This window comes from Prevotella sp. oral taxon 317 str. F0108, from assembly GCF_000162415.1.
In the GTDB taxonomy this organism is placed as follows: domain Bacteria; phylum Bacteroidota; class Bacteroidia; order Bacteroidales; family Bacteroidaceae; genus Prevotella; species Prevotella conceptionensis.
Genome location: NZ_GG740076.1, coordinates 95,251 through 112,558, shown reverse-complemented (window position 1 = coordinate 112,558; position 17,308 = coordinate 95,251). Strand labels below are relative to the sequence as shown.

Below are 17,308 nucleotides of genomic sequence, written 5' to 3'. Positions count from 1 at the left end.
AACCCCGTTTTGCGCCAAAACGAACCTCCGCGAGAATCGATTTTTTGCAGCAAGATGAGCAGTTGGTTGAGAAAAAGGCACTCATAATGTTAAAATTTTTGCCGAAAAATTTACAAAGGCTGACGAGTTAACGGGATGACCAGTAGACTAGTTAACCTGTGGACAAGTTAACGGGTTGACGAGCGAACCAGTTGACGAGCAGACAAGCAGACCCGTTAACAAAGCTGCACCAGCACTGCTATTAAGTGCTGGTTTAACAAAACGCTTGTTCAATAAGTCTACTCCAACCCCCGCAATCGTTCGCGACAGCTCTCCAAAATAGCAATTAGTTCTTCTTGTTTATCGGCACGCAGCATCGCTATGCGCGTCTGTTTAAAATCAGGAATGCCCTTAAATATAGGACTTGCCGCAAGATGACGGCGCGTGTGCAGTATGCCGCGATACTCGTCAATACGCTCAATGTTGATGCGCAGTTGCTCTTCCAGCAAGTCAATCTTTCGGTCGATGGTGAGCGAAGGGTCTTGGGGCAAGCCTTCAAGATGGTCTTTCATCTCCTTAAACACCCAAGGCCGACCGAATGTGGCACGCCCAACCATCACCGCATCAACGCCATAACGACTGAAAACCTCTTTGGCTTGCTGCGGCGTACAAATGTCGCCGTTGCCGATAATGGGGATATGGATACGCGGATTGGCCTTCACTTCACCGATATAACGCCAGTCGGCCTCGCCCGTATACATCTGCGAGCGCGTTCGGCCGTGTATGGTAAGGGCTGCGATGCCACAATCTTGCAGCTGTTCGGCCAACGTGGGGATGATAATTTCTTCGCAATCCCATCCCAATCGCGTTTTCACCGTTACGGGCGTACGCACCGCACGCACCACTTCGCGTGTTATCTCCAACATCAAGGGCACATTTCTCAGCATGCCCGCACCAGCCCCTTTGCCTGCCACTTTCTTCACGGGGCAACCAAAATTGATGTCAATCACATCGGGACGGCTTTGTTCCACGATACGGGCAGCCTCTACCATCGACTCCACATCGCGCCCGTAGATTTGTATTCCCACAGGGCGTTCCTCGTCGCTGATGGTTAGTTTGCTCACGGTAGACTTCACCGAGCGCACCAATGCCTCGGCACTAACAAACTCGGTGTACACCATTGCCGCGCCAAAGCGTTTGCAAAGCAGGCGAAACCCTATGTCGGTGACGTCTTCCATCGGGGCAAGGAAGAGCGGATGAGCATCAAACGATATGTTTCCTATTTTCATAAATGCAAAGGTACGAAGACTTAACCAATAAACAAAACATGCAGACAATGGGGCTGCCTTGGCCCAAGCGGAATGCAAAAAACTTGGATATTTCTTGCCCCAAAAGGCCGTTTTTTCGTTTTTTCTTTATATTTTCGTGCCACGAACCCTTATATCGACATGCCCATGGAACAGCTATTGCACTATGTTTGGAAACACAAGCTATTCGCAACTGCACCTTTGAAAACAACCGAAGGCGTAGATGTGGAGGTGATTGACGTGGGATTGCACAACGATAACGCCGGTCCCGACTTCTTTAACGCCAAAGTTAAGCTTGGAGATACGCTCTGGGTGGGCAACGTAGAGATACACGATATGGCATCGCAATGGTTTGAACATGGGCACCAAAACGACCCTCGATATAACAATGTGGTGCTGCACGTGGTGGGAAAGGCCGACATGGAGTGCCTAACGCAAGACGGCAAGCAACTGCCACAAATGGAATTGGCCGTGCCTAGCGGCCTAGCGGCTCACTATGGCGAGCTGTTGGCGGCCGATAAGTTCCCGCCTTGTCACCACATCATCCCCCAATTGCAGCGACTTACGCTGCACAGCTGGCTGGCCGCCCTACAAACAGAGCGGCTTGAAAGCAAAACCGAGGCGGTGATACGGCGTGTTGAGCGAGCAAATGGCTCTTGGGAAGGTGCATTCTTCATTACTTTGGCACGCAATTTTGGGTTCGGCGTAAACGGCGATGCCTTCGAACGCTGGGCTGCCAACGTGCCTTTGCGATGCGTTGACCACCATCGCGACAACGCTTTTCAGATAGAGGCCCTCTTTATGGGACAAGCAGGACTGCTAAACGATGTGGCCATACCCACCCGACACCGAGACGCAGCCACGGCCGAAAGCTACTTTGGGCTACTTAAAAAGGAGTACGCTTACCTTGCGCACAAGTTTAACTTGCAGCCATTAGACCCTTCCTTGTGGTTGTTTCTTCGACTCAGGCCGCAGAATTTTCCACACATCCGCCTGTCGCAACTGGCCGTTCTTCACCATTCGCGCCGGGCATCGTTGGCCAACATCGTGGCTTGCGAAAATCTAACACAGCTGCGTAAAGCCTTAGTCACGCAGGTTTCGGGCTATTGGCAAACGCATTATGTGTTTGGCGGAGAAAGCAAAGCCAGCGACAAAGCACTCTCTACGGCCTCGCGCGATGTGCTCATCCTCAACACCGTTGTGCCTGTTCTCTTCGCTTACGGCCGTCATCGCCACAACGATGCTCTGTGCGACCGCGCTTATCAGCTGCTAGATGAACTGAAAGCGGAGGATAACCACATCATTAGGATGTGGAAAGCGTGCGGTCTAGAAGTGAATAACGCTGGCGATACGCAGGCTCTTATACAGCTTAAAAACGAATATTGCGACCGCAAAAACTGCCTAAGATGCAGAATTGGGTATGAATATTTGAGGAGATAACTTGTTGAGGAGTTAAGGGGTTGAGGAGTTATGGAGTTAAGCCAAATGCTTGGCTGCAGAGTGGGCGGCAATACTTGTTGAGGAGTTAAGGAGTTAAGCCAAATGCTTGGTTGCAGAGTGGACGGCAATCCTTGTCAACTCAACTACTCAACAACTCAACAACTAACTCATCAACTAATAAGGCATATCACTCCCCTCTCCCCTTGGAGAGGGGTTGGGGGTGAGGCTTAACCAACAAAGCATACCACTCCCCTCTCCCCTTGGAGAGGGGTTGGGGGTGAGGCTTTACTCTCCTCCCTCTTTGTTGAGGGGCTGGGGGTGAGGCCGGTTATAGTTGGGGTGAGGCTTTTAAATAACTATATAATATATGTACACATTCACAACCGAGATGGAAGTTCGCGATTACGAATGCGACATCCAAGGCATTGTTAACAACGCCAATTATTTGCATTACACAGAACACACGCGCCACCTTTTCTTGAAACACACAGGGCTAAGCTTTGCTGGCCTGCACGAAAAGGGAGTGGATGCCGTGGTGGCACGCATGACTCTGCAATACAAAACACCACTGCAATGCGATGACATCCTTGTGTCTAAACTTCGAATTACGCAAGAAGGCATCCGATATGTGTTCCATCACGACATCTTCCGCAAGCGAGATGATAAACTTTCGTTCCGTGCCACGGCCGAACTTGTATGCTTAGTGGACGGCAGACTGAGCCGAAGTGAGGAAATAGACAAGGCTTTCGCACCCTTTGTAGATCAGCAATCGGCCGATAAATAAGCCATGTTCCCGTTAGCTAACGGTTATAGAAACGGCAAAAAATAGAGCCAAGTAAACATGTTACCCGTCAACATGTTTACTTGGCTACGGCCTTGTATATTTATAAACACGTCAACTCGTTAACTTGTCTACGTGTAAACTTGTCTGCTTGTCTACTTGTTAACTCGTAAACTAAAAGAAACTTAACCCTATCCATGAACGACAACGAGACCCGAAACGCCATCGCACTGACGCGCGTTAATTACTTTAACCTTGCTGGTTTGGCACAGCTATACCGACTGTTGGGTTCGGCCACGGCCGTTATTGCACACCGAAACGACTTGCGCGAGGTGCTGCCCGATGCCTCGCCACGCCTGCAAGAGGCTATGCGCAACATCGAACAGCACCTAAAAGCGGCCGATGCCGAAATGGAATACAACCTGCGCAACGGCATACGGGCACTTGCTTTGGCCGACGACGACTACCCACAGCGACTTAAAAACTGCGACGACGCACCGCTTGTGCTGTTTTATAAAGGTACGGCCAACCTTAATCGGGCACGCGTTATCAACATTGTTGGCACGCGCCACTGCACAGCCTACGGGCAAGATCTTATTCGCCGCTTTGTTTCGGAGTTGAAAAACCTTTGCCCCGAAGTGCTTATCGTTAGCGGACTGGCATACGGCGTAGACATCAACGCGCACCGACAAGCCTTGGCAAACGGGCTAGACACGGTGGGCGTGCTGGCTCATGGGCTGGATTATCTATACCCCACCCGCCACAAACAAACGGCCAACGAAATGCTTACACAGGGCGGACTGCTCACCGAATTTCTCACCAACACCAACGCCGACAAGCTAAACTTTGTGCGAAGAAACCGCATTGTGGCCGGCATTTCAGACGCTTGTGTGTTGGTAGAGAGTGCTGCACATGGCGGAGGACTTATCACTGCGGCCATCGCTCGCGACTACAACCGCGATGTTTTCGCCTTCCCTGGTCCCGTTGGCGCACCATATAGCGAGGGCTGCAACAACCTGATACGCGACCATAAGGCCCAACTCGTTTCCTCGGCAGCCGACTTTGTACACGCACTAGGCTGGGAAACCGACCTTAAACGCATGCAAGCCACACGCCAAGGCATAGAACGACAATTGTTTCCACAGCTCTCTGGCGAAGAACAAGCCGTGGTTCAGGCGTTGCAAAAGCTGAACGACCAACCCATAAACCAACTGTCGCTCACGGCCAACATCCCCATTTCGCAACTCACCGTGTTGCTTTTCCAACTCGAAATGAAAGGTCTTTTAAAGCTTTTGGCAGGCGGCAGCTACCATCTTTACGTCTAAAAAAGGTGAAAGGGGATAAAATGAAAAGGCTAAAAAGATGGCTTTTATCCCTTTTTTCGCTAACTTTGCGCAGTAAATTAGGGCATTACACGCCATTGGCACTGCCCCACAGCAAGTTCAAAGGCTAACTGCCGAGAACGCATTACATCATAATAGTAGAAAAAATACAACCCATGAACATCGCCATTATAGGCTACGGAAAGATGGGCCGCATGATTGAAGAGATTGCCAAACAACGCGGCCACCACATCGTTTGCATCATCGACAAAGACAACCAAGCCGACTTCGACAGCCCCGCCTTTGCTTCGACAGACGTGGCCATCGAGTTTACCACGCCCCAAGCGGCCTTCGACAACTACCGCAAGGCCTTTGCACACAACGTAAAAGTGGTGTCGGGCTCCACGGGATGGCTTGCCCAACACGGCGAAGAGGTGCGCCGAATGTGCCAAGAAGAAGGCCAAACGCTGTTCTGGGCCAGCAACTTCTCTATTGGCGTGGCCATTTTCCAGGCCTTAAACCGCCGTTTGGCCGAACTGATGAACCGCTTTCCGCAATACAATGTGCACATCGAAGAAACCCATCATGTTCACAAACAAGACGCGCCATCGGGCACGGCCATTACTTTGGCCGAGGAAGTGGTGACACAACTAGACCGCAAGGCAACGTGGGTAAAGGGCGAACAGCACTTAGCCGACGGCTCAATCGTACGCAGCGAGCAAACAACCGACGACCAATTGGCCATCGACAGTTTCCGTCGCGGCGAGGTTCCAGGCATTCATTCCATCGTTTACGACAGCGAGGCCGACAGCATCAGCATCACCCACGACGCCCATTCGCGCCGCGGTTTTGCCGAAGGCGCAGTGCTGGCTGCCGAATATGCCGCCACACACAATGGCTTATTAACGATGAACGACCTCTTTAAGTTCTGACAACAACATGCGCCTGCACCCACATACGGCACCGAAACCAACCATGTTTCACCACAACGTAAGGGGCAAAAGGCACAAAACATATAACTAACACTTGCAATGATAAACAAGAAAAAGAAAGAATTCAACCCACGCAAGCAGTGGACTAAATTCATCATCGTGGCACTTCTCTACCTCGCATTCCTCTTTTGGGTGGAAAGTTGGTGGGGATTGCTCGTTCTGCCTTTCATCTACGACGTTTATATTTCGAAGAAAATAAAGTGGCAATGGTGGAAAGACTCCGAAGGACCAACACGCTTTATCATGGGCTGGGTAGATGCCATCGTCTTCGCCCTTGTGGCTGTTTACTTCATCAACCTGTTCTTCTTCCAAAACTTCGTCATCCCTTCAAGCTCGCTCGAAAAGAGTTTGCTCACTGGCGATTACCTCTTCGTAAGTAAGTTAAGCTATGGTCCGCGCATCCCACAAACGCCGCTCACCATGCCATTAACCCAACACACCATGCCAGTGATTAACGTTAAGTCGTACATTGAGGTGCCACATTGGGACTATCGCCGCGTAAAAGGCCTGGGACACGTTAAGCTTAACGACATCGTTGTGTTTAATTATCCCTCGGGAGACAGTCTTGTTAACGAGGCACGATGGGCTGCTGCCGACTATTACCAAATGGTTTACTCGTATGGCAAGCAGCTTTACGACCAAGCCAACCATCCCGTTAACCTCGACAGCATGTCGCTTTTGCAACAGCGCGCCTACTTCCAGCACATCTATGCGCTAGGGCGCGCCTACATCTTGCAAAACCCCAACGAGTATGGCGACCTCATTTCGCGCCCCACCGACCGCCGTGAGAACTACGTTAAGCGTTGTGTGGGCCTTTCGGGGCAAACCCTTCAAATAAAGAACCGCATCGTTTACCTCGACGGCAAGCCCAACAAAGAACCAGACAACGTGCAATATACCTATTATGTTAAGCTGAAAGGAATGCTGCCCGACGACTTGCTTACAAGCCTAGGCATAACGCAAGAAGACCTGCAAAGCCTTAACACGAGCGGCGTTATGCCACTTACGGCAATGGCTGCAAAGGCACTTGCTGCACGAAAAGACATCGTTGAGAGCGTGAAACTGAACACCGATGCACCCACAGGCGACCTCTATCCCCTCAACGCCAACACTGGATGGACGCGCGATAACTACGGACCGATATGGATTCCCAAGAAAGGGGCTACCATTAAGCTTAGCTTAGCCAACCTGCCGATGTACGAACGTGCCATTCGCGTGTACGAAGACAACGAGGTTGACGTGCGCAACGGACAAATATACATCAACAACAAGCCCGCCAACAGCTACACCTTTAAGATGGACTACTATTGGATGATGGGCGACAACCGACATAATTCGGCCGACTCGCGCTATTGGGGCTTTGTGCCCGAAGACCATGTGGTGGGCAAACCCATATTCATCTGGTGGTCGCATGATGTAGACCATCCCGGATTTAAGGGCATCAGATGGAACCGCTTGTTCAAATTGGTGGATAAGATAAAATGATGTAGCGGCTAGCACCCTAGCCTTTACAGGCGTAAATGCCGCAGTTTAAGACCGATGGGACAAATGCAACGCTGTGTTCTTGGTTCGTTTTGAGCCAGCCGTGTTGCATTTGTCCCACCTGTTTTTAGGTTTCATCCGTCTTATCCTGCACATTAAGCCCATCTGTGCTGGGCAATCTTTTGGCATCATCGTTCTTATCAGCCCTATCATTCTTGTTTGTCTCATTCATTTTCGCTCAAAATCATGTTTCCCCTCCTCTCTTCTGCCTATCTCGCCCCCGTACAATGGTATGCCAAACTCTTTCAAAGCAATGGCTGTTGGATGGAGCAACACGACCATTTCATCAAGCAAACCTACCGCAACCGCTGTATCATAGCCACGGCCAATGGGCCACAAGCCCTAACCATCCCCATCGAACGGCCATCGGGCGAGCAGGTCTCGTGCATGGCCATGAAAGACATTCGCATAAGCGACCACGGCAATTGGCGGCACATACATTGGCAAGCCATCGTTTCGGCTTACAACGAAAGTCCCTTTTTCGAATACTACGCCGATGATTTTCGCCCCTTTTTTGAACGCCGTTTCGAGTTTCTTTTCGACTTCAACCTCGAACTAACGCACACCGTTTGCGCCCTACTCGACTTTACACCCAACATCATTCTCACCCCCGCCTTTGTACCAACGCAGGCGCAACTGGCATCGGGTGCAAGCCTTCCAGCTGCTTTTGTCGATGCCGACACTGTCACTTTCCCCACCTTTCAAGACTTCCGCGACACCATCGTGCCCAAAAATCCGCCCCACGACCCCGTTTTTACGCCCCGCCCTTATTACCAAGTGTTCGCCCAACGCCACGGTTTCTTGCCCAATCTAAGCGTTATCGACTTGCTTTTTAACATGGGTAACGAGGCACCGCTGTACCTTTAATGCCCGGCCTCTCGTAACGTTAGATACCTGCTTGGCACTATCTAGGCCATTCATTTCACAGCCCATCACCGCCAACAGCTCACCCTTCTAACCTCCAAACGCCATCTTTCATTCCACAGGCTATAAGCGCTTGTAGAGAGCTTTTTCAGCTCTCGCTTTGGTACAAAACGTATTTAACACGGCGGTTAACGTAATAATGCATCATCAAGGCTTAGCAAGCGCATTTGCGGAACTATGAAAATGCGAACGATGGAATGGTTATGGTTTCGCTCTTAGACATTTGGCACTTGCGGTTTCTCATGCGCTTATATCCCTCACCTACGGGTGCAACATGGAGGTTTTTAGTTCATTCGGCATCTAAATTCTTACTTAACTCATCCAATATACACAACACTTCAGTAGCTTTATCAGTGGTAATCATGGCTGTATGTGCTTTGTAAGTTAGTGATTTTCAACTATAAAAACACAAAACAATAGCAAGACTATTAACCTTTTAGCGAACTTTCTTATACCGAACTGGCGTAAATAGTATAATCTTGTTCTTTTTATTGTTGCGTTTGTTAGTAATTGTATTATCTTTGTAAAACAAGATTAGGTAATCCTTACGAACAGCTGGTAGGGACTATTTGACTACATCTATTTTTCAATTAAGCAACAATGCGGATATACAGTCTATTATGTTTGGCCTTCCTGCTCGCCTATAATGGTTTTGCCCAAACAGGAATTATCCAAGGGCGCGTCATCAATGACAAGAACAACGAACCACTAGAGTTCGCCACAGTACAAGTACAAGGAACTTCTCTCGGTGCGAAAACCTCTATAGAAGGAACATTTAAAATCACGGGCGTACAGCCCGGTTTCCATAAAATCGTCGTCAGTATGGTAGGTTTCGAGACTAAAATCTCCGAGGAACTACAAGTACTGGGTAACCAAACCACTTTTATAGACATTATGGTCAGCGAAGCCTCCACAACGCTCAAAGAAGTTTTAGTTAGCCCCAATCTATTGCTTCGCCCTACCGAGAGTCCGGTCTCGGTACTCCCTTTAGGGGTACATCAGATTGAGAAGAGTGCTGGAGCCAATCGCGATGTTTCCAAACTGGTGCAAATACTGCCAGGAGTTGGTGCCACGGCTCCTAACCGGAACGACCTCATCATACGTGGCGGAGGCCCCACAGAGAATGTGTTTTACCTAGATGGCATAGAGATACCCGTGATTAATCACTTTGCCACACAAGGGGCATCGGGAGGAGTTGTCGGCATCATTAACCCCGACTTTGTGCGCGAAATCAGTTTCTATACGGGAGCTTTCCCTGCTAACAGACCCAATACGCTTAGCTCCGTGATGGAGATCAAGCAAAAAGATGGTAGCAGAGACAGGCTGCATACAAAGGTTGCGGTAGGAGCATCGGATGCAGGGATTACCTTAGACGGCCCTTTGGGCAAGGATGCATCGTTCATCGTCTCTTTTCGTCAATCTTATTTGCAGTGGTTATTCAAGGTGATTGGCTTGCCTTTTTTACCCACCTACAACGACTTTCAAATGAAATACAAATGGCGCATCAACCCACATCATGAGATTACCGTGATTGGTATAGGCGCTATCGACAACATGAGCCTCAACAGAAACCTCGAACAGACAGGTACCGAGGCGCAGAAATACATACTAGGCTACCTGCCCGAGTACTCCCAGTGGAACTATACCTTCGGGTTGGCCTACAAACACTACGGCAAACGCTTCGTCGATAGTTGGATTCTAAGCCGAAACATGCTGCGCAACGCAGGTGTAAAGTATAAAGATAACGATAAGTCGGCATCCAAAATATCCGACTACCAATCGGACGAAGCCGAGATTAAACTACGCTACGAGCGCAACTATACTACGCTGCCTATCAAACTGAACTTTGGAGCTGGCATCAAATACAGCAACTATGCAAATGACGTATATCGCTTACAGTTCGCATCGGGAAATGTTGTCCCCTTCCAATATCACAGCAGCATCGACCTGCTTTCTTACCAAGCATTCGTGCAAGCTTCGGATCAGTACCTTAACAATCGGTTCAAGGTTTCTCTTGGGGTAAATTTAGTGGGTAATACTTTCACAGCTAGCATGAGTAATCCGCTCAAGCAGTTGTCGCCCAGACTATCGCTATCGTATTCATTTTCGGAAGACTTCGACCTCAATGCCAACATCGGGCGCTATGCGATGCCCCCCTCCTACACAACGATGGGCTACCGCAATACCGAGGGAAACTATGTCAATCGCAGCAATGCACTCAAGTATATCACCTCCAATCAAGCTATTGTGGGCATGGAATATCATCCCGGTAACTTCCTGCGTTTCTCTCTTGAGGGCTTCTATAAGCAGTATAGCAACTATCCTATTTCCCTTACCGACGGAATTAGTTTGGCCAGCAAGGGAGTAGACTATGGACAAGTTGGCGACGAGGCCGTTATGTCTACGGGCAAGGGCAGGGCCTATGGTGTGGAAGTTGTGGCTAAGCTTATGGGGTGGCGCGATATAGACCTGACTGCTACATACACACTTTTTAGGAGTGAGTTTACAGACAAAAACGGCATCTACCGCCCCTCTTCGTGGGACACGAGGCACATCCTCAATCTTACAACAAGCTACAAGCTACCCAAAGGCTGGTACATCTCAGCTCGCTGGCGTTACATAGGCGGTGCTCCTTATTCGCCCATTGATGTAGAGCGTTCTACAAACAAGGCTGCATGGTCTATTACCAATCAGGCCTATACCGACTACGAGCAATTCAACACACTACGCCTTGCTGATGCTCATCAGCTGGATGTGCGCTTAGATAAGGAGTTCTATTTCAAGCATTGGATGCTCAATCTATATCTCGATGTGCAGAATGCCTACATCAGCAATACGCCATCCAAACCGATATATACCAATCGTGATGCCGAGGGGCATGTAATGGACGACCCCACTTCACCCCACACCAAACAGTTGCTTCGTACACTGGTGTACTATAGTGGAACAATTCTCCCCACGGTCGGGATTATGATTAAGTTCTAGACGAACCACTTACAGATAGCATAAATGGCTGTATCAAGAGAGCATCCGATACAGCCATTTTTGTCTAATCCTAAGGTTTCACCACGAAGTCCCCTTGTAAAAACAAGCCCAATGAACTTTACTAAAGACTACCTAACCAAGAAATCAAAGGGGCTAACACCATTTTGATACCGAGTTTACACATTTCTGATTACCTTTGCAAGAAGTAAACATCCCCACAAAAGGCATGAAAAAAATAAATATCCCAATGATTCGGCTGCGCGCCCAACAGTTAATTAACCCCGATTTTACCGACGTAAAAGATGTTGTAGCCTGGATGGGAGCCATACAAGCACAACAACCCCGAATGGCAAAGCTGGCACTAGGAATACGTACACGTGGTGCAACGATGCAGCATATCAAGCAAGCCCTCGACCGTGGAGAGATTCTTCGCACCCACGTACTACGCCCTACATGGCATTATGTAAGTCCAAACGATATTCGTTGGATGCTCAAATTGTCGTGCAACAGGCTGAAATCTGCCTACGCATCGTTGATGAAAGGACACGGACTGACCATCACCGAGCAGATGTACGATACCGCTAACCAGCATATCTATGATATGTTAAGCGGTGGAAAGAGCCTTACCAAACAGCAAATTACAGAACGAATAGCTGAAAAAGGCTTACCTTCGGACACCATTTTTATGAACCGCTTTTTGGAGAATGCCGAATGCGAGGCACTCATTTGCAGCGGTCCTGAAGCGGGAAACACACATACCTACATGCTCTTAGACGAGCGAGTAGCCCCTATGCCCTTACCCACAAAAGACGAGGCGTTGAGCATATTGGCACGCAATTATTTTAGAAGTCATGCCCCCGCAACGTTAGACGACTTCTGTTGGTGGTCGGGATTGTCAATAAAAGAGGCGCGATTGGGCGTTGAAATTATTGAAAAAGAGCTTCAAAAGGTCGCTTTCAACGATAAAACTTACCTGCTGCACGATTCTTCTTCAATCGACATCAAAGAGAAAGAAAGCTTTATCTTTCTGCCTGCTTACGACGAATACATCATTGCCTACAAGTATCGCGGCGATGTTTTGCAAGCTTCTCACAACAGCAAAGCATTTACTAACAACGGTATTTTCTTTCCTCTTATCCTACAAAATGGCAGGGCGACGGGTAATTGGAAAATGACTTTGACACGCCGAAACATCGCCGTCAACACATCTTACTTTGATAACGACACCCCAACTGATTTGTCTGCGGCTGAAGAAAAAGCCCGTTTGCAACTTATTTCATTCCATAACTAACGGTAAAAATGCCGAAGTTATCGAGTTTCATGCCACATTTGGTTAAGCCATAAAAGGCGAAAAGACTGTCCAGTTCGCGTTGCGAACGCCGCCGCATAATCCAATCGCGCTCTTGATGGCTGTTTAATACGAAAGCAATCATTTTTAACTGAGGGTGCCAAGGCTGACCAGTATAGACCAAAAAGCCGCCTGGTTGCAGTGCGGATAAAGCGCCGGAGATGGCGTTACAAACAAGCTCGTTATCACCAAACAGCTCGAATATACCGGAAATAATAACGATATTAGGCTCAAAATTCAGCTGTTGATATGAGTCTTTATTAAAACAATCAAGACGAGTAAACCGTATATTTTGAAGTCCTTGCTGTTGTATCTGTGCCTCGCCGAAAGCAATGTTTGCTTCCGAAAAGTCGTTTATAACCACTTCTATTTCAGGAAACTTACGCTTGATGTCGAACAAATAATTACCCGTTCCACCGGCTATATCGAGTATTTTCACCGGTTCATTGCGCTGTTCGAGCGCTTTAATACGTTCTTCTACAATTGATACGAGATTCTCTCGGCGTATTCTCACTCCTCTCCAACCAATGGCGTTAAGATAACCTCTGTCTATCCATCGTCCAATTGGTCCGCATCCCTGTGCGTGGTTGCGATAAACATAATCGAGAGACATACCCGAATCAAAACCATATTTTAGTCCCACACGCATTCCTTTACTAAGAAATCCCAAATGATGGAGCATCCATTTCTGTATCCCAAAGCCCCAACGTTCAATTCGGGGAAGCATATTCAGAGCCATTTTGTTATACTCGTCAACTGTAAATTTATCAGGCATACAGGTCGTTGGCGGTTGTTCGAGTGAGAAACAGCGGTTGATAAACTCGGCAATAGGATTGTAAACCTGCTCACGTTGCGTTTCAAACAATAGCCCGTGATAAAACCCTTTGAGCTTGATAAACCGCTTTTGGGTGGAGCTGATGTCAACAAAAAAACGCTTTTGCATATCGTCTTTCACCACGTAATCTTTACCGGCAGAGAGCAACAGCGTTGGTATCGTAATGGCAGCAGCATCTTCTACGATACGCTTTCCTGCTTTCAGCAAATCCAAGAGATAGTGCGCATCAATTTCTCTAGTAATTAGCGGGTCGGTGTCGTACGCCTTTTGCTGTTCCACATCATGTGTCAACACCTTCGATTTTACATAACTGGGCACCGTAAGATGTTTGAAAAGCCGCGCTGCCAACGCAATTCCCGTCTTTGCAAAAGGCACATATAACTTAATGGTAAACGCAGGAGCGAGAAGTGCCATACCGGCAATACGGGGCGCAAAGTCGTGACACCACGCCGATACAATTACGCCTGCAATGCTGTTAGCCACCACAAAGATGTCTCTCTCAACAATTCCATACTGCTCATGGAGGTATTTTACGAAAGCATCCAAGTCGCGCACATAGTCCATAAAATGGGGCGAAACGGGTTGCGAAGTGTGCCCCAGTCCACGCATATCAAAGCCAAAGATGTTGAAATGCACAAATTGTTCGTCCTCGGCAAAGGCTTGCAAACGTCCCGAATGTTCGTGCCCGCGATGCAATATCACAATGGTCTTCTGCGAAGGGTTGTAATTCCACGCCCTGTAAAAAATATCTGCGTTGTCAAAACTCTTAAATGTTCCTGTTTCCATTTTTATCTCTGGTTAAATTTTTACTTATCGTTAACAGCACCGCTTCACCTATTCGGCAACTCCGAAAACGGCCCATTGCACAATGAATATATAGCTTTCGAGGCACTTCACTGGCTTTCATCTTCTCTAAAACTGTGGTTACAATACGCTCCTCACAGGCTTTGGGGATAGTGGCAATATCCAAAAGCGGAAAGCAATGGTAATCTGCCGATGTGCGAAAGTAGGCGTTTTCGGGTAATTCGGCTGAAAGGTCGAACACCGAAACCTCTCCCAATAGGGCGAATTTCCGCGCAGAACGGCATGAAAGCAAGCCTCCAACGAAGATGTTGGGTGCCATTTCTACAGGTGCCTGACGAGAAAACAGCCACAATATGCGATACACTGCGATATAGGGAAAATAGAAAATATAACGCAAAAAACCGATGCAACCGTGGTCGTCTTTAAGAAAATGTCGATTAGAGCGATAATAAGCACGGCCCAATAAAAGCAAGACGAGTATGCCCCACAATAAAAAAATACTTCCTAAAACCGAATGTTCGATGGCAAACAACAACGCCGTCAGTGCCACGGCGGCAACAAAAAAGTAAACCTTTGCTATTTGTCGGTTACGCTTTTTACGGTAAGGAAACATCCATAACGTCAGAAAACCTGCCATCAAACCGGTAGTAATATCGATGAAATGGTGCTGATATACCAAAAGGGTAGACAGCATTAACAACACCAACCACATTCTCAGAAAGTTTCTCAACCTGCTATTTCGCACCCCACTCCAAAAGATGCAGGCATAACCTATATGCAAAGACGGGGCCTGATTAAAAGGCGTATCGTACGTATTGATGAAAGAAAACAAAATATGGGCTGTTTCCGGACGTACAAAACTTTGTTTTAACGGAAAGACAATAAAACAAATTCCCGATAAAATGGTTATAAAAACGATGCGTTTACTTAATGTCGACAGTTGACGAAAGGTATTACAAAGGAAGAAAACCCATATAAAAAACACCACACTACTGCTATAAAAATAGATGGCAAAAGGTACAAACGGTATGGCCTTTTCAAACGAAAAGCAAAGCGAAGACACCTCTTTAAGCGATGCCGCATAGCTTGCTGCAAAAGTATAAACAGCATAGAATACTCCCCAACAGATAACAAGGGCGATGTATTTGCTTACTTGCAAGCATTTGTTATCTATACCGCAACGCTGCATCAAACCGTTTGGCAAGGGCCGCTTACACGCCCATATCGTTTTATCGTTTATTTGGGAATGCTCCATAATGTCTTTCGGTGCATAAAAGCCGATAACAAACAAGTGGGTAAAAGCGAAAGAAAGGCGATGGAAAGGCGCATTTTTGGCGGAAAAACCACCTGTTCTTTGCGCTGCGCTATGGCCTTTGTCATTGTTTCGACAGCCCGATTTAAGGGCATGCAGAACGGACATTTGGAAAGGTCGTTACGGTATATCTCTCTCAATCGAGGCGTGTCTATGTAGCCTGGAACAAGTGTTGTAACCGTTATTTGATAGTCGGCCAAACTTCGGCGATAAGCATCGGCTATTTGTATCAAGGCTCGTTTGCACTTGGCATATACGCTTGCGCACGGATAATGCAGCAATCCTGCCACCGAGGCAATCACGACCAGATGTCCACCCGATGCTTTCATCGTTTCTCGCGCCACTTCCATCGCATTCAATGCACCCGTGATGTTAACTTTCAACATTTGTGAAGTCTGCTCAAAATCCACTTCTTCGGTAACGCCGTTACGGTAATATCCGGCAGCAACAATCATCATGTCCAAGCCTTTATCGGCACAAAACACTTCTACGGCAGCGGCTAATGCGTCCTTATCACACACATCTAGCTGGTATGCAAGCAACAGTTTGTTAACCTCATCACTCCTGTCTATTCGTGCCGTATTTCGTCCGCACACCCCTACCCGGTGGCCTTCGGCAGTATAAAACCGCGCCAAGGCCAAGCCGATACCCGATGTTCCGCCGGTAATAAAGATGTTCATACCTGTTTGTTTTTAAAATGTTGGGCAACCCTATCGTATCCGTATTGCCATTGAAAGTCCATATCTTCTACAAACTGCGCATAGGTTTTGGGCAGCTTGAGTTCTACGCGGAGCTTGAAAATGTTGATGTTTTTCTCGATGTAATGGCCCGAAAGCGCTTGGTTCATGTCGGCCGTGTCTACCCAATAGTTCACCGAATGCGTCATCACCTCTTGCAATCGGCGGTTTCCACTATAGCCAAAAACGGCTCTAACAAGTGCCTCGTCGATGGTGCCAAAACCCTTTTTCTTCTCAAAGAAAATCGTTTCGCCAAGTTGTTCGGCCAGTTCTATGGGCATCAAGTCAACAATTCCGCCCGCAAAATAGGCGCCGTTGTAATGTACGGGTTGAACGTAGAACATATCCGAAACAGATATTCGGGTGGCAATGGGCAAGGGAACGTCTTGAAACAGCTCAACTTGCGAGTCGATGGCACTACCCTCATAGCTTTTAAAATTGCAGTTAATGGCAGACAAATCGATGTTTCGAGCTGTCTCAGCATCGGTAAAAAGCACCTTCCTATAAAGTTTTCTTCCGTTTCTTTCTTTACCGATGTCGGCCCTGTCAAACAACAATCGGGCACCGACTACGATGGTGGGAAGGGTGGGCTGCACAGCCAACGAGGGCAAAAGGGGGCGTATGTCGGTGGGCATGTCTACGATAAACTTATCGAAAATATTTTCGACATAAGGTGCATAGCATGTGTTTCGCACCTTGCGCTGACAATAGAGACCTATCTTATACAGCATCTTAAACCGTGTCATTCGAGTGTTTTGCACAAAGCGATACAGTTCTTCCGACTGTATGAAGGCCTTTCGTTGCTCATCGGTAGCAAACGAATTGATAATGTTGGCAGCGATACTGCCACCGCAAGAGGCAATCAGCAGGTCGGGTTTTACGCCATAATGCTGCATCGCCGCATACATGCCGAGATACAAAGCATAACGTGTACCACCGCCAGAAAAAACCGCAACCGTTGGATAAGGTTTCTTTTTCATACTCCACTGCTTATCTATAT

13 protein-coding genes are annotated in these 17,308 nt (G+C 47.9%); 8 read left to right on the top strand and 5 right to left on the bottom strand.

The window, feature by feature from the left end; translation table 11 throughout:
* Positions 1-278: 278 nt before the first annotated feature.
* The gene (gene dusB, locus HMPREF0670_RS13005; protein ID WP_009231615.1) at positions 279-1,268 is read right to left on the bottom strand and encodes a tRNA dihydrouridine synthase DusB; all 990 of its coding nucleotides are present in this window, start codon (positions 1,266-1,268) and stop codon (positions 279-281) included.
* Between the two features lie 165 nt (positions 1,269-1,433).
* Here dusB and HMPREF0670_RS13000 point away from each other — a divergent pair, with 165 nt between their 5' ends.
* The 8 genes from HMPREF0670_RS13000 to HMPREF0670_RS12965 all read left to right on the top strand — a co-directional run bounded on the left by HMPREF0670_RS13000 (position 1,434) and on the right by HMPREF0670_RS12965 (position 12,563).
* Entirely contained in the window at positions 1,434-2,726 is a 1,293-nt protein-coding gene (locus HMPREF0670_RS13000) for a DUF2851 family protein (protein ID WP_009231614.1), read from the top strand.
* 367 nt (positions 2,727-3,093) lie between these two features.
* Complete coding sequence (locus HMPREF0670_RS12995; protein WP_009231613.1) at positions 3,094-3,510, top strand: acyl-CoA thioesterase; 417 nt, start codon at positions 3,094-3,096, stop codon at positions 3,508-3,510.
* Between the two features lie 194 nt (positions 3,511-3,704).
* Positions 3,705-4,832 carry a DNA-processing protein DprA gene (dprA, locus tag HMPREF0670_RS12990; RefSeq protein ID WP_009231612.1) on the top strand — a complete coding sequence of 376 codons (1,128 nt, stop codon included), beginning with the start codon at positions 3,705-3,707 and terminating at the stop codon, positions 4,830-4,832.
* 173 nt (positions 4,833-5,005) lie between these two features.
* The gene (dapB, locus tag HMPREF0670_RS12985; protein WP_009231611.1) at positions 5,006-5,761 is read left to right on the top strand and encodes a 4-hydroxy-tetrahydrodipicolinate reductase; all 756 of its coding nucleotides are present in this window, start codon (positions 5,006-5,008) and stop codon (positions 5,759-5,761) included.
* Positions 5,762-5,860: 99 nt separating this feature from the next.
* A complete protein-coding gene (gene lepB, locus HMPREF0670_RS12980) occupies positions 5,861-7,306 on the top strand; it encodes a signal peptidase I (RefSeq protein WP_009231610.1) in 1,446 nt (481 codons plus the stop codon).
* 243 nt (positions 7,307-7,549) lie between these two features.
* Complete coding sequence (locus HMPREF0670_RS12975; protein WP_009231609.1) at positions 7,550-8,230, top strand: WbqC family protein; 681 nt, start codon at positions 7,550-7,552, stop codon at positions 8,228-8,230.
* 657 nt (positions 8,231-8,887) lie between these two features.
* Positions 8,888-11,272 carry a TonB-dependent receptor gene (locus HMPREF0670_RS12970; protein WP_009231608.1) on the top strand — a complete coding sequence of 795 codons (2,385 nt, stop codon included), beginning with the start codon at positions 8,888-8,890 and terminating at the stop codon, positions 11,270-11,272.
* Positions 11,273-11,498: 226 nt separating this feature from the next.
* Positions 11,499-12,563: a winged helix DNA-binding domain-containing protein gene (locus HMPREF0670_RS12965; protein ID WP_009231607.1), complete on the top strand. Its 1,065-nt coding sequence runs from the start codon at positions 11,499-11,501 to the stop codon at positions 12,561-12,563.
* Here the strand turns inward: HMPREF0670_RS12965 and HMPREF0670_RS12960 are convergent.
* The 4 genes from HMPREF0670_RS12960 to HMPREF0670_RS12945 are packed head-to-tail and all read right to left on the bottom strand — an operon-like array spanning position 12,544 to position 17,288.
* Positions 12,544-14,241 (bottom strand): bifunctional alpha/beta hydrolase/class I SAM-dependent methyltransferase, encoded by a 1,698-nt coding sequence (locus tag HMPREF0670_RS12960; protein WP_009231606.1) that lies wholly within the window; start codon positions 14,239-14,241, stop codon positions 12,544-12,546. The two genes, HMPREF0670_RS12965 and HMPREF0670_RS12960, sit on opposite strands and share 20 nt — an antisense overlap.
* Complete coding sequence (locus HMPREF0670_RS12955; RefSeq protein ID WP_009231605.1) at positions 14,222-15,514, bottom strand: phosphatase PAP2 family protein; 1,293 nt, start codon at positions 15,512-15,514, stop codon at positions 14,222-14,224. Before HMPREF0670_RS12955 ends, HMPREF0670_RS12960 begins: the two co-directional genes overlap by 20 nt.
* Positions 15,496-16,251, bottom strand: coding sequence for an SDR family NAD(P)-dependent oxidoreductase (locus HMPREF0670_RS12950; protein ID WP_009231604.1), 756 nt, complete (start codon positions 16,249-16,251; stop codon positions 15,496-15,498). The genes HMPREF0670_RS12955 and HMPREF0670_RS12950 overlap by 19 nt, the downstream gene beginning before the upstream one ends.
* Positions 16,248-17,288: a patatin-like phospholipase family protein gene (locus tag HMPREF0670_RS12945; protein WP_009231603.1), complete on the bottom strand. Its 1,041-nt coding sequence runs from the start codon at positions 17,286-17,288 to the stop codon at positions 16,248-16,250. Before HMPREF0670_RS12945 ends, HMPREF0670_RS12950 begins: the two co-directional genes overlap by 4 nt.
* Positions 17,289-17,308: the final 20 nt, after the last annotated feature.

Excerpts from the sequence above, each read along its gene's own strand:
- dusB (WP_009231615.1), bottom strand. The coding sequence starts at position 1,268 with ATGAAAATAGGAAACATATCGTTTGATGCTCATCCGCTCTTCCTTGCC.
- HMPREF0670_RS13000 (WP_009231614.1), top strand. The coding sequence starts at position 1,434 with ATGGAACAGCTATTGCACTATGTTTGGAAACACAAGCTATTCGCAACT.
- HMPREF0670_RS12995 (WP_009231613.1), top strand. The coding sequence starts at position 3,094 with ATGTACACATTCACAACCGAGATGGAAGTTCGCGATTACGAATGCGAC.
- dprA (WP_009231612.1), top strand. The coding sequence starts at position 3,705 with ATGAACGACAACGAGACCCGAAACGCCATCGCACTGACGCGCGTTAAT.
- dapB (WP_009231611.1), top strand. The coding sequence starts at position 5,006 with ATGAACATCGCCATTATAGGCTACGGAAAGATGGGCCGCATGATTGAA.
- lepB (WP_009231610.1), top strand. The coding sequence starts at position 5,861 with ATGATAAACAAGAAAAAGAAAGAATTCAACCCACGCAAGCAGTGGACT.
- HMPREF0670_RS12975 (WP_009231609.1), top strand. The coding sequence starts at position 7,550 with ATGTTTCCCCTCCTCTCTTCTGCCTATCTCGCCCCCGTACAATGGTAT.
- HMPREF0670_RS12970 (WP_009231608.1), top strand. The coding sequence starts at position 8,888 with ATGCGGATATACAGTCTATTATGTTTGGCCTTCCTGCTCGCCTATAAT.
- HMPREF0670_RS12965 (WP_009231607.1), top strand. The coding sequence starts at position 11,499 with ATGAAAAAAATAAATATCCCAATGATTCGGCTGCGCGCCCAACAGTTA.
- HMPREF0670_RS12960 (WP_009231606.1), bottom strand. The coding sequence starts at position 14,241 with ATGGAAACAGGAACATTTAAGAGTTTTGACAACGCAGATATTTTTTAC.
- HMPREF0670_RS12955 (WP_009231605.1), bottom strand. The coding sequence starts at position 15,514 with ATGGAGCATTCCCAAATAAACGATAAAACGATATGGGCGTGTAAGCGG.
- HMPREF0670_RS12950 (WP_009231604.1), bottom strand. The coding sequence starts at position 16,251 with ATGAACATCTTTATTACCGGCGGAACATCGGGTATCGGCTTGGCCTTG.
- HMPREF0670_RS12945 (WP_009231603.1), bottom strand. The coding sequence starts at position 17,288 with ATGAAAAAGAAACCTTATCCAACGGTTGCGGTTTTTTCTGGCGGTGGT.